General features: G+C 64.0%; 16 protein-coding genes. All 16 read left to right on the top strand.

Annotated elements, in window-relative coordinates; all coding sequences use genetic code 11:
• Positions 1–132 precede the first annotated feature (132 nt).
• The 16 genes from flhD to DOM66_RS03770 all read left to right on the top strand — a co-directional run bounded on the left by flhD (position 133) and on the right by DOM66_RS03770 (position 18,390).
• Positions 133–465: a flagellar transcriptional regulator FlhD gene (flhD, locus tag DOM66_RS03845; RefSeq protein ID WP_110677542.1), complete on the top strand. Its 333-nt coding sequence runs from the start codon at positions 133–135 to the stop codon at positions 463–465.
• Positions 466–468: 3 nt separating this feature from the next.
• Positions 469–1,059, top strand: a complete 591-nt coding sequence (gene flhC, locus DOM66_RS03840) for a flagellar transcriptional regulator FlhC (RefSeq protein ID WP_110677544.1) — start codon at positions 469–471, stop codon at positions 1,057–1,059.
• A 174-nt stretch (positions 1,060–1,233) separates the two neighbouring features.
• Positions 1,234–2,121 carry a flagellar motor stator protein MotA gene (motA, locus tag DOM66_RS03835; protein WP_110677546.1) on the top strand — a complete coding sequence of 296 codons (888 nt, stop codon included), beginning with the start codon at positions 1,234–1,236 and terminating at the stop codon, positions 2,119–2,121.
• Positions 2,118–3,179 (top strand): flagellar motor protein MotB, encoded by a 1,062-nt coding sequence (motB, locus tag DOM66_RS03830; protein ID WP_110689303.1) that lies wholly within the window; start codon positions 2,118–2,120, stop codon positions 3,177–3,179. The genes motA and motB overlap by 4 nt, the downstream gene beginning before the upstream one ends.
• 333 nt (positions 3,180–3,512) lie before the next feature.
• The gene (gene cheA, locus DOM66_RS03825; RefSeq protein WP_110689302.1) at positions 3,513–5,645 is read left to right on the top strand and encodes a chemotaxis protein CheA; all 2,133 of its coding nucleotides are present in this window, start codon (positions 3,513–3,515) and stop codon (positions 5,643–5,645) included.
• Complete coding sequence (gene cheW, locus DOM66_RS03820; protein WP_110677552.1) at positions 5,642–6,142, top strand: chemotaxis protein CheW; 501 nt, start codon at positions 5,642–5,644, stop codon at positions 6,140–6,142. The genes cheA and cheW overlap by 4 nt, the downstream gene beginning before the upstream one ends.
• Positions 6,143–6,482: 340 nt before the next feature.
• Positions 6,483–8,117, top strand: a complete 1,635-nt coding sequence (locus tag DOM66_RS03815) for a methyl-accepting chemotaxis protein (protein WP_110689301.1) — start codon at positions 6,483–6,485, stop codon at positions 8,115–8,117.
• A 129-nt stretch (positions 8,118–8,246) separates the two neighbouring features.
• Positions 8,247–10,418 carry a methyl-accepting chemotaxis protein gene (locus DOM66_RS03810; protein WP_110689300.1) on the top strand — a complete coding sequence of 724 codons (2,172 nt, stop codon included), beginning with the start codon at positions 8,247–8,249 and terminating at the stop codon, positions 10,416–10,418.
• A gap of 14 nt (positions 10,419–10,432) precedes the next feature.
• Entirely contained in the window at positions 10,433–11,329 is an 897-nt protein-coding gene (locus DOM66_RS03805; protein ID WP_110689299.1) for a CheR family methyltransferase, read from the top strand.
• Positions 11,326–12,390, top strand: coding sequence for a protein-glutamate methylesterase/protein-glutamine glutaminase (locus tag DOM66_RS03800; RefSeq protein ID WP_110677558.1), 1,065 nt, complete (start codon positions 11,326–11,328; stop codon positions 12,388–12,390). The genes DOM66_RS03805 and DOM66_RS03800 overlap by 4 nt, the downstream gene beginning before the upstream one ends.
• 67 nt (positions 12,391–12,457) lie before the next feature.
• Positions 12,458–12,847: a chemotaxis response regulator CheY gene (cheY, locus tag DOM66_RS03795; protein WP_035471732.1), complete on the top strand. Its 390-nt coding sequence runs from the start codon at positions 12,458–12,460 to the stop codon at positions 12,845–12,847.
• A gap of 19 nt (positions 12,848–12,866) precedes the next feature.
• Entirely contained in the window at positions 12,867–13,526 is a 660-nt protein-coding gene (cheZ, locus tag DOM66_RS03790; RefSeq protein ID WP_110677560.1) for a protein phosphatase CheZ, read from the top strand.
• A gap of 364 nt (positions 13,527–13,890) precedes the next feature.
• Positions 13,891–15,060 (top strand): flagellar biosynthesis protein FlhB, encoded by a 1,170-nt coding sequence (gene flhB / locus DOM66_RS03785; protein WP_110689298.1) that lies wholly within the window; start codon positions 13,891–13,893, stop codon positions 15,058–15,060.
• Positions 15,057–17,141: a flagellar biosynthesis protein FlhA gene (gene flhA / locus DOM66_RS03780; RefSeq protein ID WP_110677564.1), complete on the top strand. Its 2,085-nt coding sequence runs from the start codon at positions 15,057–15,059 to the stop codon at positions 17,139–17,141. Before flhB ends, flhA begins: the two co-directional genes overlap by 4 nt.
• Positions 17,141–17,581: a flagellar protein FlhE gene (locus DOM66_RS03775; protein ID WP_110689297.1), complete on the top strand. Its 441-nt coding sequence runs from the start codon at positions 17,141–17,143 to the stop codon at positions 17,579–17,581. Before flhA ends, DOM66_RS03775 begins: the two co-directional genes overlap by 1 nt.
• A gap of 110 nt (positions 17,582–17,691) precedes the next feature.
• Positions 17,692–18,390, top strand: a complete 699-nt coding sequence (locus DOM66_RS03770; protein ID WP_110677568.1) for an RNA polymerase sigma factor FliA — start codon at positions 17,692–17,694, stop codon at positions 18,388–18,390.
• The last annotated feature ends 27 nt before the right edge of the window (positions 18,391–18,417 follow it).

Here is an 18,417-nt window from a genome sequence, read left to right as displayed (position 1 = left end):
GATTTTTTTCATCTGAAAGTTGCACACTATATCCATCACAAAGATCTGATGTAAGCATGAACGGCTTACAAGCAGGCGGAGCGCCCGGCAACACGGGTGCCGACAAAAAACCCACACGCAGGGACCCCAGGCATGCATAAGAACGGCTATCTCGAAGACATCCAAGACCTCAATCTGTCTTATCTGCTGCTGGTTCAGCGGCTTCTGAATGAAGACCGCGAGACCGCCATGTTCCGCTTGAATCTCGATGCCGAGATGGCCGATGCCATCGCCGGGCTGTCGATCAAGCAGTTGACCCAGTTGTCGCGTACCAATCAGTTGCTGTGTCACCTGCGCTTCTCCGACGCGCGTCAGCTCGATCTGCTGCTCAACAACCCGCGTGCCCAGGGGCTCAGCCAGACCCACGCCGCACTGCTGATGGCGGGGGCCAATCGTATTGCGCTGCCATCATCCCAGGAGGTTTGAGCCATGAGCGACAAGAGCCTGGTGGGGGAGATGTTGCAGGTTCAACTGGCCATCGAGCTGATCGAGCTGGGGGCTCGTCTGCAGGTGCTCGAGACCGAGACCGCGCTGAGCCGTGGCCGGCTCATCAAGCTGTACAAGGAAGTCAAGGGGATGTCGCCGCCCAAGGGGATGCTGCCGTTCTCGGCCGACTGGTTCGTCACCTGGCTGCCCAACATCCACTCGTCGCTGTTCTACAACATCTATCGTCGTCTCAACGAAGAGCTCGGCTGTGAGCGCATGAGCGCCTTCGTGAAGGCCTATCGCCTCTACCTGGAGCAGGTGCAGCTGGATCAGGCGGAGCCCACGCTCGGGCTGACCCGCGCCTGGACCTTGGTGCGTTTCTTCGAGAGCGATCTGCTCCAGCTCTCGCGCTGCCAGAGCTGCGGCGGCGACTTCGTTGCCCACGCCCACAGCCCGATGCGAGATTACGTCTGTGGCATCTGTCAGCCGCCGTCGCGGGCCGGAAAGACGCGCAAGGCCAAGCGGGGTGCCAGCGAGGAGCCGGCGGGAGATACCGAGCAAGTGCAGCCGCTGCGCCGCACCGCCTCGCGCTGACACGCTGGGCGTGACATGGAACGGACCCCCTCGGGGGTCCGTTTTGCGTATCAGGGCTGGGTCCCTGCATGCCCGGGTCTCGGGCTTTTCTATGCCGCTCACCCTCAAGTGGAGCCTGGCGTCTGCCGATAGAGAAGGCAGATTCGCCATGCATTGTCCCCAGGAGCGTGCCTCGTGTTGATTTTAATCGGTTACATCGTTGTTATCGGTAGCGTCTTCGGAGGCTACGCGGCGATCGGTGGCCACTTGGGCGCGCTGATACAGCCTTGGGAGTTCGTGATGATCGGTGGTGCCGCGATCGGTGCCTTCATCTGTGCCAACAACGGCAAGGCGATCAAGGCGACGCTGCGATCGTTCTCCAAGCTCAAGCGCACCAAGCGCTACAACAAGATGATGTACATGGAGCTGATGGCGCTCCAGTATCGCCTGCTGACCAAGGCGCGCCGCGACGGCATGCTGGCGATCGAACGTGATATCGATTCGCCCCAGGAGAGCGCGATCTTCGCCGACTATCCCAAGATCCTCTCCGACCCCATGATCATGGCATTTTTGACCGACTACCTGCGTCTGATGGTCAGCGGCAACATGGACCCCTTCGAGATCGACGCGCTGATGGAGCACGAGATCGAGACCTTCCAGCACGAGGCCGAAGTGCCGGCGCACTCGCTCTCTGCGGTGGGCGATGGTCTACCGGCTTTCGGTATCGTGGCTGCAGTCATGGGGGTGGTGCATGCCCTGGGTGCCGCCGACCAGGGCGCGGCGATGATGGGGCAGATGATTGCCCAGGCGCTGGTAGGGACCTTCGCCGGTATCCTCATGGCATACGGCTTCGTCACGCCGGTCGCCCACCATCTCAACCTCCAGGTCGGCGAAGCGACCAAGATGCTGCAGTGCATCCGCGTGACCTTGATGGCCAGCCTCAACGGCCTGGCGCCGCAACTGGCGGTGGAGTTCGGGCGCAAGGCGCTGTTCACGGCGGTGCGGCCCTCGTTCAGTGAGCTCGAAGAGCACGTGCGTTCGAGCGGCCAGACCCTGCGAGGCACCGGGACGGACAACTCATGAGTGCGGGAGGCGAGCGGCGGCCGATCATCGTCAAGCGCAAGCGTGTACAGAAGGCCGGGCATCACGGTGGCTCGTGGAAAATCGCCTACGCCGACTTCATGACCGCGCTGATGGCACTGTTTCTGGTGCTGTGGATTCTCTCCACTGTCAGCGAGAACGAGCTCGAGAGTATCGCCGAGTACTTCCGCACCCCGCTGGCGGTGGCGTTGACGGGCGGTGACAAGAACACTGCCAGTAGCAGTGTCATCCCCGGCGGTGGTGCAGACCCCACCGCCAGCAAGGGGGAGGTGCGTCGGGTCGATGTGCGTCAGCAGACCCGCCCGAGCGACGAGCAGCGCATGCTGCGAGCCCTGCGCGATCGCCTGAGCAGTGTGATCCGTAACGACCCCCAGCTACGCCAGCTGCAGTCGCAGCTGCGCATGGACTTCTCTCCCGAAGGGTTGCGTGTGCAGATCGTCGACAGCGATCAACGGCCGATGTTCGAACTCGGCAGCGATCGGCTGGAGCCCTACATGGTCAAGATCCTGCGCAAGATTGCGCCGGTGCTCAACGAGATGCCCAATCTCATCAGTATCAGCGGGCATACCGACGCGTTGCCCTATGCTGGGGGTGAAAAAGGCTACAGCAACTGGGAGCTTTCCGCCGACCGCGCCAATGCCTCTCGACGCGAGCTGATCGCCGGCGGGCTCTCACCCGACAAGCTGCTGCGCGTCGCCGGCATGGGCTCCCGTGTCACCTTGCCGGGTACCGACCCAGCCGACGCCGTCAACCGCCGCATCAGCATCGTCGTGCTCGACAATCGTGCCTCGCGGGCGATCGAGCAGCGCGACGAGAAGGCGCTGCCGAACCCGCTGGATGCTCAGGAACAGCCCGACACCGGCGTCGCGATTCCGACGCCGTCGATCGGCGTGCCTGGCAGTGATGCGGCGCCGGCGGTGCCGGCCTCGCCGGAAGGCGAAGCCACGCCGGGCGACCAAGCGCCGGCTGACGCCGCCGCGCCGACGTCTCCGGCCCCGGCGGATGCCTCGCCGGCTGCAGGCGCCGCGCAGTCCGGATAGGCGCGCGCTCGCCGCACCTGGCTCATGGCCGGTGCGGTGGCGAAGCGCCCTGCACGTCTCAGTCCAGTGATCGATGCCTACCGCTGGATGGCCTGGTGCTCGCTACCTCCGATGACGTCGTATCCGCGGCCAGCTTCTCGCCCGTCTGCCAGGCCGGCTACCGATACGGGTATTTAACGGCAACGCCTAAACAATCCTCATGCGCTGCCGATAGTGGCAAGTAACGACGCCGTTCAGCGCAGGGGGTTGCCATGAACAGGCGTTGGTGCAAGCGGTTAGGCCGTGCCGAGGTCGCTATCGCGCGAGCATTATCAATGGCTTGGGTGCTTCATAATGGACATAAGTGATTTTTACGACACGTTCTTCGAAGAGGCCGAGGAGCTTCTGGCGGACATGGAACGCCTGCTGCTCGAGCTCGACGTGGATGATCCCGATGTCGAGGATCTCAACGCCATCTTTCGGGCAGCGCACTCCATCAAGGGCGGCGCGGGCACGTTCGGTTTCACGGTGCTCCAGGAGACGACGCACATCCTGGAGAATCTGCTCGATTACACCCGGCGTGGCGAATTGACCCTGCGGCGCGACATCGTCGACACGTTCCTGGAAACCAAAGACATGCTTCACGATCAACTGGATGCCTATCGCAACGGCAGTGAACCCGACGCTGAGGCGTTCGAGCGCATCTGTCGCATTCTCCAGCAGATCGCGCAGGACGAGCTGGGTCTGCGCAACGCCGTCTCTGCGGCGGCGGAAACGCCGGCGGCTGCGCCGGCCGCGGAGCCCAAGCCCGAACCTGAGCCGGAAGTTTCCAGCGCCAGCGAGGCTACGGTCTCGGGGGCGCGTCAGCTCACCATCACGTTGCTCGGGGTGAGTGCCAAGGATCGTGAGCTGCTGGTCGACGAACTCAAGCACTTTGGTGAGATCGGCGCCCAGTCCGGTGACGAGACGCGCTACCAGGTGAGCCTCGAGAGTTCGGAATCCCAGAGCGACATCGAAGCGGTACTCTGCTTCATCATCGAGCCGGAGCAGCTGCAGATCGAGGCGTCTGCTGCCGGTGGTGCGCCGTCGGTCAAGGCCAGTGCGCCCGCCGCCAGCGCGCCCGCTGCCAGCACCGCCGCTGACGAGCCTGATCAGGTCAGTGCGAAGCCGGCCGCGGAGAGTGCCGCAGCGGCGCCTGCCGCCAAGCCGGCTGCCGCGGGCGGCGCCAAAGCGAAGGCGGCGGCCAAGGCCAAGGCCAAAGGCGGTGAATCCGGCACCATTCGGGTGCCCGTGGACAAGGTCGATCAGATCATCAATCTGGTGGGTGAGCTGATCATCACCCAGTCGATGCTCGAACAGACTGCCAGCGACATGGATATCGTCTCCCATGGCCCGCTGGTCAACGGTATGAACCTGCTCCAGCGCAACGCGCGTGACCTGCAGGAAGCGGTGATGTCGGTGCGCATGATGCCGATGGACTACGTCTTCAGCCGTTTTCCGCGACTGGTGCGCGACCTGGCCGACAAACTGGGCAAGGACGTCGAGCTGGTCACCGAGGGTAAATCGACCGAGCTCGACAAGAGTCTGATCGAGCGCATCATCGATCCGCTCACGCACCTGGTGCGCAATAGTCTCGACCATGGCCTCGAGTCGCCGGATAAGCGCGAGGCCGCGGGCAAGTCGCCCACCGGTCGGCTGACGCTCTCGGCACAGCATCAGGGTGGCAACATCCTGATCGAGGTGATCGACGACGGTGCCGGGCTCAGCCGTGACAGAATCCTGGCCAAGGCGCGCGCCAACGGCCTGACCATTCCGGATAACATCAGTGACGACGACGTCTGGCAGATGATCTTCGCGCCGGGCTTCTCCACCGCCGAGCAGGTCAGCGACGTCTCCGGCCGCGGTGTGGGCATGGATGTGGTCAAGCGTAACATTCAGGAGATGGGTGGCCACGTCGAGATCATGAGCCAGCCGGGCAAGGGGACCACCACGCGGATCGTGCTGCCGCTGACCCTTGCCATCCTCGATGGCATGTCGATCCGCTGTGGCGAGGAGACCTTCCTGCTGCCGCTCAACGCCGTACTCGAATCGCTGCAGCCGCTGGCCGAGGATATCTACTCGATGGCCGGCGATGATCAGGTGCTCAAGGTGCGCGATGAGTATCTGCCCATCATCACGCTGCACCATGCGCTGGATATCCCGGGCGCCAAGACCAAGGTGACCGAAGCGATCGCCGTGATCGTGCAGGGCGAGGGACGCCGCTATGCGCTGCTGGTAGACGACTTGGTCGGTCAGCAGCAGGTCGTGGTGAAGAACCTGGAAACCAACTATCGCCGAGTGCCGGGTATCTCTGCCGCGACCATCCTGGGTGACGGCAGCGTTGCCCTGATTCTCGACATTGCCGACTTGCATCGTCTCGATCGGCGCAAGTCCCAGCAGCGCCATCAGGCGAAACACCATCATTCAGTGGAGGTACAGCCAGCATGACAGCACAAGCGAGTGTGGAGGCCATCGTCAGCGAGGCAGCCAGCAATGAGTATCTGGTCTTCTCCCTGGGCGACGAGGAGTATGCGGTCGATATCCTCAAGGTCCAGGAGATCCGTGGCTACGAGAACGTCACCCGGATCGCCAACGTGCCCGAGTTCATCAAAGGGGTGACCAACCTGCGTGGCGTGATCGTGCCGATCATCGACCTGCGTCTGAAATTCCATCTCGAGAACGTCGAGTATGGCGGTCAGACGGTGGTCATCGTGGTCAACGTGGCCGATCGCATCGTGGGTATCGTGGTCGACGGCGTCTCCGACGTCATGAGCCTCACGCCGGATCAGATCAAACCGGCCCCCGAGTTCGGCGTCACGCTCTCTTCCGACTACCTCAACGGTATCGGCAGTCTCGATGACCGGATGCTGGTGCTGGTGGACATCGAGAAGTTGCTGACTCACGAAGAGATGCAACTGGTCGATCGCACTGCCACTCAGGGGTGAGCTCGCGCCGGCCCCCGAGAAGATCAAGACCGCAGCTTCGGCTGCGGTCTTGCGTTAGGTGCCTACGATCCTGTCGCTATCGCCCTCGGCATTGCGGTCCAGCGGCCGTCGAGTCAGGTCGATCAAGGCCGCCGGCGAGATGAATAGGGCGGTGGCGCGTGTGAATTTGGGCAGTGACTGCTCAGGGAGGATTCAGATCACGAGGGAATCAGGACAGGGAAGATTTAAGGCATCGCTGTTTTAGCCGATATATGGGATGGCCGCGGGATCATGATATTCACGTCATTGCCGACGCACATCTTGAGCAGCGGTACTTATCAATCTTCAGGAAAATAAGCACATGTTGAACCTTCGTGACTGGACCATGCGCCGTAAGCTGTGGGCGACCCTGATTCTGATGTGGGTCGGTTTGATACTGGTCGCCGGGTGGTCTCTCTATTCCATGCGCGCCAATCTGTTCGAACAGCGTACCCAGAGTCTCGAGTATTTCATCGGCAGCGCCAAGCAGCTGGTCGACAGCTACGTCGACCAGGCGCAGCAGGGCAAACTGAGCGAGCAGGAGGCCAAGCAGCGCGCCATTGCCGATCTTTCGCATCTCAATTTCGGTGCTGACGGCTATCTGTTCGTCTTCGATTCCAATCTCGATATCGTCTATCACCCGCGCCGCGACACCGGTAGCAGCATGCGTGATTATCAGGACCCGAAGGGCAACTATCTCTATCGCGACATGCTCGCTGCCGGACAGCAGCCGGGGGGTGGCCTGGTGGGCTACGTGTCCCGGCGCAGCGGCGGCGACAAGATGTTCGACAAGTTGAGCTATGTCATGCGTGTGCCGGCGTGGGACTGGCAGATCGCCACCGGTGTCTACGTCGATGACATCGACGCCATCATCATGCGGGGTCTGCTGGTCTACCTGGGTCTGATCCTGGCCATCGGCGGCGTGCTGTCACTGATCGTGGCCTGGGTCATTCGTAACGTGCTCGGGAGCCTGGGTGGCGATCCGGGACAGGCCCGGGAGCGCGTCCAGCACATCGCCGCCGGGGACTTCACGCAGCCGCTGGTGCTCAAGTCCAGCGACGACAGCAGCCTGCTGCATGCAATCGAGGGCATGCGCCGGCGGCTCAACGAGACCTTTGCGGAAGTCCGTGCCAGCGCCGAGTGGGTCAACGTGGGTGCAGGACAGATCGCCAGCGGTAACCAGGATCTGGCGGTACGCACCGACCAGCAGTCAGCGGCGATCGTCGAGACCGCCTCGAGCATGGAGCAGCTGACCCAGACCGTGCGTCACAACGCCGACAATGCCGATGCCGCGACCCAGGCGGCGGCGCAGACCCGAGATCGGGCCGAGCAGGGCGGCAGCATGATGCACGACGTCGAATCGACCATGGCCAAGATCCAGGAGAGTTCGCGACGGATGGCCGAGATCGTCGACATGATCGACAACATCGCCTTTCAGACCAATATCCTGGCGCTCAACGCCTCGGTCGAGGCAGCGCGCGCGGGCACCGCGGGTCGCGGCTTTGCGGTGGTCGCCGAAGAGGTGCGTAACCTGGCCAGCCGCAGTGCCGATGCCTCACGTGAGATTCGCGGGCTGATCGGCACCGCCGGGGAGCAAGTGGAAACCGGTGTCGACCTGGTCGGCAAGGTCGGGGCGGCGATGGAGGAGATCGTCGCGTCGGTGTCCAGTGTCAGCGGTCTGATGGATGAGATCGCGGGGGCCTCGCGCGAGCAGCGCGGGGGGATCGAGCAGGTCAATCAGGCGATCTCCGAGCTCGATCAGGTCACCGGTCAGAACGCCAGTCTGGTACAGCAGACCGCCAGCGCCTCGCAGTCCCTGGTCGAACAGGCCAGGCGCCTCGAGGCGGCGCTCGAGCAGTATCGCGTGCAGGCCACCGATGCCACTGGCAGCGAGGCCCATGTCGAGCGACAGCCCGCCGCACGGGCTCGGCTGGCGGCAGCGTCGTCCAGGGCCTGAGGCCGGGTGCCGACGGGCGAGGGTTAAAGTTCGGCACGCTTACGCCGATAGCTAGAGCAACTAATAAAGCGGGGTCGGGGAGCGCGATCTGCTCATCAACGGACCCGAAACAATGTCAGGGAAACTGCGATGCGAAACAATCAACCCGTGATCGACCGGGAAGTCCCGCTGGACGACGACGCCTATTTGATTTCGCGAACCGACCTCGATAGTCGGATCACCTATGCCAATCCGGCCTTCGTCAGCGTGAGTGGTTTCCCTTACGACGAGTTGCTGGGGGCGCCGCACAATATCGTGCGCCATCCCGACATGCCGCCGGCGGCTTTCGCCGACCTTTGGCAGACCCTCAAGCAGGGCAAGACCTGGACCGGGGTGATCAAGAACCGCTGCAAGGACGGTAGTTTCTACTGGGTGCAGTCGACGGTCACGCCGATCATCGATGGCGGAGAGGTGGTCGGCTACACCTCGGTGCGCGTCAAGCCCAGCGAAGAGGAGCGCAAGCTCGCCGAAGCCTGCTATCCGCGCATGCTCGCCGGCCGCGGCCGCGGCTACCGCCTGCAGCAGGGTCGCCTGCAGCGGCGTGGCGTGCTGGCGTCCGTCAAACGTTTCAGTCTGGGGTCACTCAAGGGCCGCCTGATCGCGATGATGGTGTTTGCGCTGCTGGTGCTGGGGGCTAGCGGCGGACTGGCGATCCATGCGCTCAACGCCAGCGGTGAACGTCTGCAGACGCTTGCCGAGGAGGGTATGGGTGACCTGGCGCGACTGCAGAAGATCGATCAGTTGATGTCGAAGGGGCGTGATCTGGTCTCGAAGCCGGTCAGCAACCCCATGGCCACCGATCTGGCACCGATCAAGACCCAGGTAGAGGCCTTGATCACCGAATTGCAGTCCACCTGGGACGCCTACTATGACGGTCGACCGGATAATCAGTCAGCCGCCGCGGAGACCTTCGAAGCCGACCTCGAGCGCTACCGTGAGCAGGGGCTCGAGGCGGTGATGAAAGCGCTGGACAGCGGTGACTTCTATCAGTCCTACGTCGCCTACAACGATGTCCTGCAGGCGGACAGCGACAAGACCAGCGCCGACCTCAACGCGCTGGTGGAGGCCAAGCGACGCAGCGGTAACGAGATGTTGGCGGCCGCCGAGGCGGCTCAGCACCATGCGCTGATGGTACTGATCGGGTTGCTGCTGGTCAGTGCTGTCGTGCTGGTGGTCATCGGCGTGACCACGATCCGCGCGGCACTCAAGCCGCTGCGCGAAGCGCTCGACTTCACCCGGCAGATTGCCTCCGGCAACCTTGGTGCTGAGCTGAGTCAGCAGCGCAAGGACGAACTGGGGCAACTGATCATCGCGCTCAATGGCATGCGCCAGAGTCTGGGAACCATCGTCAGTGACGTCGATGCCAACGTGGCGGTGGTGCGTCCGGCGACTCAGGATATCGCCACGGGCAACGAGGATCTCTCCTCGCGCACCGAGCAGCAGGCCGCCTCGCTGGCAGAGACCGCGAGCAGCATGGAGCAGATGACGGCGACGGTGAAGCAGAACGCTGACAACGCGCGCCAGGCGAGCCAGTTGGCGGGTGGCGCCACCGATACGGTCAGGCGTAGTGGTGAGGTCATGGGGCAGGTGGTCGACACCATGGGTCGGATCACCGACAGCTCACGCAAGGTCGCGGACATCGTCGGGGTGATCGACTCGATCGCCTTCCAGACCAACATCCTGGCGCTCAACGCCTCGGTCGAGGCGGCACGAGCGGGTGAGCAGGGGCGCGGGTTCGCAGTAGTGGCCGGAGAAGTACGCAACCTTGCCAGTCGCAGCGCCGAAGCCGCCAAGGAGATTCGCAACCTGATCGACAGCTCGACCCAGGAGGTGGGGCACGGTGCGGATCTGGTCCGCGAGGCCGAAGGTGCGATCGGCGAGGTCGTCGACGCGGTGACCCGGGTCAATGACATCATCAGTGAGATATCGGCTGCCTCCGACGAGCAGACCAGCGGCATTCAGCAGATCAGTCAGGCGGTGGCACAGATGGACGAGGTGACGCAGCAGAACGCCCAGCGCGTGCAGACCAGCGCGGCGTCCGCGGTCGAGCTGCGCACCAGCGTCGATAGCCTGGCGCGCTCCATCGCAGTGTTCCGGCTTGCCGGAAGTGGTAAAGAACGGGTGCCCGGGGGTGGCAGAGAGCCACGCCTGGCGCCTAACCCGGCAGCGTCGAAAAACGCTGCCCCGGCGCTGGCGTCGAGCGACAAGTCCCGGGCACGCCCGGCTGGCGGCGACGATACAGGGGAGTGGGAGGCATTTTGAAAAACGATCAGACCATGTTTGCTGTTGCCAATTCGGAAACAGCCGATGCCCCGGCGAGCTTCTCTCGCGACCTCGATTTCACCGTGCGCGACTTCGAGCGGGTACGGGCATTGATCTACCGGCGTGCGGGTATCGTCATGGCCGACAACAAGCGAGAGATGGTCTACAGCCGTCTGGCCAAGCGCCTGCGGCTACACGGCATGACTCGCTTCAGTGACTATCTGGCGCATCTCGACTCAAGGCCGGACTCCGACGAGTGGGAAGCGTTCACCAATGCGCTGACGACCAATCTCACCGCCTTCTTCCGCGAGGCTCACCACTTCCCGGTGCTCGCGGAGGAGATCAAGCGCCGAGGCCCGAGCATCAAGATCTGGTGTGCCGGCGCCTCTACCGGTGAAGAGCCCTACTCGCTGGCGATGACCGTGCAGGAGTCGCTGGGCTCGGCTGCGTCGCAGGTCAAGATCCTGGCCACTGACATCGATACCGAGGCGCTCAATACCGCGCGCCAGGGGATCTATCCCCTGGAATCGGTGGAGAAGCTGGGCGAGGCGCGCTGCCGGCGCTTCTTCCAGCGCGGCAGTGGTGCGCGCGCTGGCAAGGCGCGAGTGCGGCCGGAGCTCGCGTCGATGATCGATTTCCGCACCCTCAATCTGGTCACCGACAAGTGGTCGCTGAATGCGCCTTTCGACATCATCTTCTGTCGTAACGTGATGATCTATTTCGACAAGGAGACCCAGTCAGCGATCCTGCGCCGTTTCGCGTCGCAGATGAAGCCGGATGGTCTGCTGTTCGCCGGCCACTCCGAGAACTTTTCGTTCCTGAATCAGACGTTCCGCCTGCGCGGTCAGACCATCTACACGCTGGCGGCGAATGCCGTTGCCGGCGCTGCGCGAGGAGGGCGCCCAGCATGAAACCCCGGATCAAGGTACTGTGCGTCGACGACTCGGCACTCATTCGCGATCTGATGACCAAGATCATCGAGTCGCAGTCGGACATGGAGGTCGTGGCCACCGCGCCCGATCCCCTGGTGGCGCGGGATCTGATCAAGCGCCACAACCCGGATGTATTGACCCTGGACGTCGAGATGCCGCGCATGGACGGGCTCGACTTCCTCGAGCGTCTGATGCGCCTGCGCCCCATGCCGGTGCTGATGGTCTCCTCGTTGACCCAGCGCGGCTCCGAGATCACCCTGCGTGCGCTGGAGCTGGGGGCGGTCGATTTCGTCGCCAAGCCCGAAGTGGGTATCCGCGAAGGGATGCTCGAGTATGCCGGCATGATCGCTGACAAGATTCGCGCCGCGGCCCAGTCGCGGCCACGCCGTCAGCCCGAGAGCGCGTCCCCGGCGGTACCCCGCGAGGCGCTCAAGGCGCCGATGCTGTCGAGCGAGAAGCTGATTATCATTGGTGCCTCGACCGGCGGCACCGAGGCGATTCGCCAGGTGCTCGAGCCGCTGCCCGCCAACAGCCCGGCGATTCTGGTGACCCAGCACATGCCGAGCGGTTTCACGCGCTCGTTCGCCGAGCGCCTCGATCGCCTGTGTCGGGTCACCGTCAAGGAGGCCGAGCAAGGCGAGCGAGTGCTGCCAGGTCATGTTTATATCGCACCCGGGGACTGGCACATGCGCCTGGCCCGCTCCGGGGCCAACTATGTGATTGCGCTGGATGACACCGCGCCGGTCAATCGCCACCGTCCCTCGGTCGACGTGCTGTTCGACTCGGCGGCCAGTTGTGCCGGGCGCAATGCGCTCGGGGTGCTGCTTACCGGCATGGGTAAGGACGGTGCCGCTGGACTGTTGAAGATGCGTCAGGCCGGTTCGCATACCGTGGCCCAGGACGAAGCCAGCTGCGTGGTGTTCGGCATGCCCAAGGAGGCGATTGCCCTGGGCGGTGCCGAAGAGATCGTGTCGCTGCCGGATATCGCGCGCCATCTGGTACAGCAGATGCACGCTTCCGGTCGCGCACAGCGGGTTTAAAGCTGACGACGCGGTTGCCGATAACCAGAGCAATCGCCCGCGTATTGACAAGGATTGAGGAAAGACGATGGCTGACAAGAACATGAGCATTCTGGTCGTGGATGACTTCCCGACCATGCGCCGGATCGTGCGCAGCCTGCTCAAGGAGCTCGGGTTCGAGAACGTCGAAGAGGCGGAAGATGGCCAGGAAGCGCTGACCAAGCTGCGCGCCGGCGGCTTCGAGTTCGTGGTCTCGGACTGGAACATGCCCAACCTGGATGGTCTCGAGATGCTCAAGGAGATCCGCCAGGATCCGGCGCTGTCGTCACTGCCGGTGCTGATGGTCACGGCGGAAGCCAAGAAAGAGAATATCATTGCCGCCGCCCAGGCGGGCGCCAACGGCTACGTTGTCAAGCCGTTCACGGCGGCCACGCTGGAAGAGAAGCTCAACAAAATTTTCGAAAAACTGGGCAAATGACGCCACAGGAGGGTAGATCATGAGCGGTGCCAACCCTCAAGAGACGGCGGCTCCCGACGATCTGATTCGTCGCATCGGCCATCTCACGCGCATGCTGCGCGACAACATGCGTGAGCTGGGCCTGGACAAGGAGGTCGAGCGCGCGGCCCAGGCGATTCCCGATGCTCGCGACCGCCTGAGCTACGTCGCTTCGATGACTGAGCAGGCCGCCGAGCGGGCGCTCAATGCCATCGACCAGGCGCAACCGATCCAGAACTCGCTGGAGAGCGAAGCGCTGGCGCTGGACAAGCGCTGGGATGCCTGGTTCGCCGAGCCCAAGGAGCTCGATGAGGCCAAGGCGCTGGTCACCGACACCCGCAGCTACCTGCAGATGGTACCCAAGCAGACCAGCGCCACCAATGCGCAACTGCTCGAGATCATGATGGCCCAGGACTTCCAGGATCTCACCGGCCAGGTGATCAAGAAGATGATGGATGTCATCCGCGAGATCGAACAGCAGCTGCTGCAGGTGCTGATCGATAACGCGCCGGACAGCGCCGAACGGCGCGAGCTCTCGGCGACCGTCGCGGCCAAGCAGTCGTCATCGCTGCTCAACGGCCCTCAGATCAACCCCCAGGCCGCGGATGTGGTGAGCAACCAGGATCAGGTCGACGACCTGCTCGACAGCCTCGGCTTCTGAACCGATGCTGCGCCCCGGCAGGGGCGCAGCAGTCCGCCTTTGCAGGCCGCTCTACTGATGGCGCCATGTCGTCAGCACCAGGTCGTTGGCACCACACCAGGTCGTTAGCACCACGTCTTTAGCACTATGTCGGTAGCGCTATGCCGATAGCCCCAGGTCGGCGCGTCCACCGCGCCGCTCCGGGCGCGTCGGCCTTTCCCTGCTGACCTCCCGTATGCCGGCCTTGAATGTGTGGCCGGCCACTCCGCCGTGCTTGCACGAGAAATAGCCGCCACTTGGCCGTGCTATTTCCGCCTTTGACTTCCCCCTGCGCCACGCAGAATGTCGTCCACGCGATGATGCGCCTTACCGTGGCGGAGTCCGCTTGGCCGAGCAGAACGATAGCGATCAGGAAAAGACCGAACCAGCGACACCTCGACGCCTGCAGAAGGCGCGCGAGGAGGGGCAGGTCGCACGCTCGCGCGAGCTTGCCACCTTTCTGCTGCTGGCCTGTGGTGTCGGCGGTCTGTGGCTCATGGGTCACAACCTGTACGACGACCTGGGCATGGTGATGGAGCAGTCGTTCATATTCGATCGCGGCATGATCTTCGACACGTCGCGCACGCTCAGCCATGTCTGGACGCTGGGCCAGAGCACCTTGATCGTGCTGCTGCCACTGTTTTTGCTGTTCGCGGTGGCGGCGGTGCTCGGGCACACGTTGCTCGGCGGCTGGCTGATGTCGGCCAAGTCGATGGCGCCGCAGATCAGCAAGCTCAACCCGGCCAAGGGGTTGAAGCGCATGTTCTCGACCCAGGCGCTGGCCGAGCTGGCCAAGGCGATCGCCAAGTCGGCGCTGGTCGGGGGAGTCGGCGTCTACTACCTGTGGTCGCACAAGGACAATCTGCTCGGGCTGATGGAGCTGCCGATACAGCAGGCGCTGGCCACGGCGATGCGCATTGCGGCGATCGGCTGTGGGTTGATCGTGGCCTCGATGATCGTGGTGATCCTGATCGACGTGCCCTACCAGATCTGGAGCCACCACAAGAAATTGCGCATGAGCCGCGAAGATATCCGGCAGGAGCACAAGGAGAGCGAGGGCGATCCCCACGTCAAGGGGCGCATTCGCTCGCAGCAGCAGGCGATGGCGCGTCGGCGCATGATGAGCAAGGTGCCCGATGCCGATGTCATCGTCACCAACCCGACCCATTACGCCGTGGCGCTGAGCTACGAACAGGCGTCGATGGCGGCACCGCGGGTGGTCGCGAAGGGTGCCGACGCGGTTGCCGCGCGCATTCGTGAGTTGGGTGACGAGCACGGCATCCCGCGGCTGGAGGCGCCGCCGCTGGCACGCGCGCTCTACCGGCACGTCGATCTCGACCAAGAGATTCCGGCCGATCTGTACACCGCAGTGGCCGAGGTGCTGGCCTGGGCGTTCCGGCTCAAACAGGTGGCGAGCGAGGGCGGTGACACGCCGCCGACGCCGCACGATCTCCCCGTCCCGCCGAGTCTCGACGATCGCGGTGAGGGTACTGATGCACCCAAGGAGGGTGAATGAACGCGCTGACCCAGTGGTTCGGCCGACAACAGTTGTCCGGCGGCTCACAGTTGAAGTTGCTGGCCGGCCCGGTGCTGATCATCATGATTCTGAGCATGATGATCCTGCCGCTGCCGCCGTTCGCGCTCGATCTCTTCTTCACCTTCAATATCGCGCTCTCGATCATGGTGCTGCTGGTCAGCATGTTCACCGAGAAGCCGCTCGATTTCGCCGCCTTCCCGGCGGTACTGCTGTTCTCGACCCTGCTGCGGCTGTCGCTCAACGTGGCTTCGACCCGTGTGGTGCTGATGGACGGCCACGAGGGCGGGGACGCCGCGGGCAAGGTGATCGAAGCTTTCGGCGCTTTCTTGATCGGCGGCAACTTCGCCGTGGGGCTGGTGGTGTTCCTGATTCTGGTGGTGATCAACTTCATGGTCATCACCAAGGGGGCGGGGCGTATCGCCGAGGTCGGTGCACGCTTCACCCTCGACTCGATGCCCGGCAAGCAGATGGCCATCGATGCCGACCTCAACGCCGGCCTGATCGGTGAAGAGGAGGCGCGCCGGCGACGCAGTGAAATCAACCAGGAGTCGGAGTTCTACGGCTCCATGGATGGTGCCAGCAAGTTCGTACGCGGCGACGCCATGGCAGGGCTCTTGATCATGGTGATCAACCTGATCGGCGGGCTGATGATCGGGATCGGTCAGCACGGCATGCCGTTTGCCGATGCCGCCAAGACCTATACGCTGCTCACCGTGGGCGACGGCCTGGTGGCGCAGATTCCGGCACTGGTCATCTCCACTGCGGCGGGCGTCACTGTCTCGCGTGTCAACACCGATCAGGACGTCGGCCAGCAGCTGCTCAGCCAGCTTTTCAACAATCCGCGGGTCATGTACCTCGCCGCTGGCGTGATGACGCTGCTCGGGGTCATCCCGGGCATGCCCAACCTGGTCTTCCTGCTGTTCGCAGCCGCCCTGGGCGGTCTCGGCTGGTGGCTGTCGCGCCAGAATCAGCAGCAGACCGCACAGCGCGTGGAGGAGAAGGCACCCGCGGCGGTGCAGGAGACCCCAGAGGCGAGTTGGGACGACGTGCAGTTGGTCGATACTCTGGGGCTCGAGGTAGGGCACCGGCTGATTCCGCTGGTCGACCAGCGCCAGCAGGGCGAGCTGCTGGGTCGAATCAAGAGCGTGCGCAAGAAGTTTGCCCAGGACGTCGGCTTCCTGCCCTCGGTGGTGCATATCCGTGACAACCTCGAGCTCAGCCCCAATACCTACGTCATCACCCTCAAGGGAGTCGAGATCGGGCGCGCCGAGGCGTTCCCCGGACGCTGGCTGGCGATCGATCCGGGCCAGGTCTCCGGGGCGATCGACGGCGTCGAGACCGAGGATCCGGCGTTTGGCCTCAAGGCCTACTGGATCGACACCGCCCAGCGCGAGCGCGCGCAGATCTACGGCTACACGGTGGTCGACGCCAGCACCGTGGTGGCGACGCATCTCAATCACCTGCTGCACGAGCATGCCGACGACATGCTGGGCCGTGCGGAGGTGCAGCAGCTGCTGGACAAGGTCTCCGAGCAGCAGAAGTCGTTGGTCGAGGACGTGGTACCCAAGCTCATTCCGCTCACTACGGTACAGCGTATCCTGCAGAACCTGCTCGCCGAGGATGTGCCGATTCGCGATATGCATACCATCCTCGATGTACTTGCCGAGTTCGCGCCGCAGCAGACCGACGCCGGCGAGCTCACCGCGATCGTCCGCGTGGCGCTGGGCCGTGCCATTACCCAGCAGTGGTTCCCCGGGCACGAGCCGATGCACGTCATCGGGCTCGAGCCGCGTCTCGAGCAGGTGCTGACCCAGGCGCTCAATAACGGCGGGGCGCTCGAGCCAGGACTGGCCGACACCCTGATGAAGCAGGCTGCGGCGGCGGTCGAGCGCCAGCAGAGCCGTGATGAACCGGCGGTGCTGGTGGTCCAGCACGGGTTGCGGGGGCTGCTGGCGCGCTTCCTGCGGCGGCAGATCAAGTCGCTGGTGGTGCTCTCCCAGGCCGAGATACCCGATGACCGCACGCTGCGGGTCACCGCCACCATCGGGGGTAACGGCTGATGTCTCGCGTGCCGCTGACGGCGCTGGCGCTGTGCGCGGTGCTGGGGGCGAGCGACGCGCTGGCCGCGGCCGCGGGTTCCTGGGTCGGCAAGCTGCCGCGGCAGTTGGTGGTGGCCAGCCAGCGCGCGCTGAGCAGTGCTCCGGTCATGCCCCCCGAATCCATCGGCCAGGCCCGCGTGACCCGGGTCTCCTGGCGCTTCGATGTCGAGGGCCCGGTGCAGGGACTCGAGGCACGGCTGTGTCAGGCCGAGCTCTGCGTGGCGCTGGACACGACCCATGGCAGCACCCGGCGCTTCGCCGGCCGCGATGCCGCGCAGCCGTTGACGTTCTGGTTCCGTCTGCGTCCGCAGAGTGGCAAGCGCGTGGTGATCAGTCGTGGCCAGATCATGGTGGACTTCGCCCGCGGCGCACCCCGGCAGGGCGACAAAAAGGCAAAATAGCGTCCTCTAGCCCGGGAGTTTGACGGCTAACGCTGGTTCCGGCGGCGCATAATATATCGACTGGCACCGGTTTTGCGGTGGGCCGGACGGGTTAATCACGAGGCGATTCGATGTATACCGTACAGGGCAAGATCGATCAGCGGGCAATGATCGAACAGTACATGCCGATGGTGAGGCGACACGCTCTCTCGCTGCAGGTCCGGCTGCCCGCGAGTGTCGAACTCGATGACCTGATCCAGGCCGGTATGGTGGGGCTACTCGACGCCATGGGGCGTTACGACAATGCCCATGGCGCCAGCTTCTCCACCTACGCCAACCAGCGTATTCGCGGGGCGATGATCGATGAGCTGCGCAGCCGTGACTGGATGCCGCGCAGCGTGCGCCGTAATGCGCGGGCTCTCGATCAGGCTATCGGACGTCTGGAGCAACGCCTTGGGCGCACCCCCGAAGAGCGCGAGATCGCTCAGGAGATGGGGATCTCCCAGAGCGATTATCACCAGCTGCTGACGGACGCCAACAACGGCTTCCTGCTCGCCTACGATGAGAGCGACAGTGAAAACGGGGTGGGGGCGGTCAGCGAAGGGGGGCCGCCGTCACCCTTCGAGGCGCTGCTCGATGGCGACAATCGCGAACGTCTGATGGCGGCGATCGATGCCCTGCCGGAGCGCGAGAAGCTGCTGCTGGGGCTCTACTACCAGGAGGAGTTGAACCTCAAGGAGATTGGCGCGGTACTGGGGGTCAGCGAGTCTCGCGTCTGTCAGCTGCATAGCCAGGCAGTCGCCCGTCTGCGTGGCCGTCTGGTCAACTAGGCGCCGACCATCCTGGGCCGCGCCAGC

The organism is Salinicola endophyticus, assembly GCF_003206575.1.
Taxonomy (GTDB): Bacteria; Pseudomonadota; Gammaproteobacteria; order Pseudomonadales; family Halomonadaceae; genus Salinicola; species Salinicola endophyticus.
Note: the sequence above shows the minus strand (reverse complement) of the source record. Positions and strands in the feature narration are given on the sequence as shown.

Coding starts and splice junctions, on each gene's coding strand:
- motB (WP_110689303.1), top strand. CDS start 2,118: ATGAGTGCGGGAGGCGAGCGGCGGCCGATCATCGTCAAGCGCAAGCGT.
- DOM66_RS03800 (WP_110677558.1), top strand. CDS start 11,326: ATGAAACCCCGGATCAAGGTACTGTGCGTCGACGACTCGGCACTCATT.
- DOM66_RS03810 (WP_110689300.1), top strand. CDS start 8,247: ATGCGAAACAATCAACCCGTGATCGACCGGGAAGTCCCGCTGGACGAC.
- DOM66_RS03775 (WP_110689297.1), top strand. CDS start 17,141: ATGTCTCGCGTGCCGCTGACGGCGCTGGCGCTGTGCGCGGTGCTGGGG.
- DOM66_RS03815 (WP_110689301.1), top strand. CDS start 6,483: ATGTTGAACCTTCGTGACTGGACCATGCGCCGTAAGCTGTGGGCGACC.
- flhC (WP_110677544.1), top strand. CDS start 469: ATGAGCGACAAGAGCCTGGTGGGGGAGATGTTGCAGGTTCAACTGGCC.
- flhA (WP_110677564.1), top strand. CDS start 15,057: ATGAACGCGCTGACCCAGTGGTTCGGCCGACAACAGTTGTCCGGCGGC.
- cheA (WP_110689302.1), top strand. CDS start 3,513: ATGGACATAAGTGATTTTTACGACACGTTCTTCGAAGAGGCCGAGGAG.
- DOM66_RS03805 (WP_110689299.1), top strand. CDS start 10,433: ATGTTTGCTGTTGCCAATTCGGAAACAGCCGATGCCCCGGCGAGCTTC.
- cheY (WP_035471732.1), top strand. CDS start 12,458: ATGGCTGACAAGAACATGAGCATTCTGGTCGTGGATGACTTCCCGACC.
- flhD (WP_110677542.1), top strand. CDS start 133: ATGCATAAGAACGGCTATCTCGAAGACATCCAAGACCTCAATCTGTCT.
- cheW (WP_110677552.1), top strand. CDS start 5,642: ATGACAGCACAAGCGAGTGTGGAGGCCATCGTCAGCGAGGCAGCCAGC.
- cheZ (WP_110677560.1), top strand. CDS start 12,867: ATGAGCGGTGCCAACCCTCAAGAGACGGCGGCTCCCGACGATCTGATT.
- DOM66_RS03770 (WP_110677568.1), top strand. CDS start 17,692: ATGTATACCGTACAGGGCAAGATCGATCAGCGGGCAATGATCGAACAG.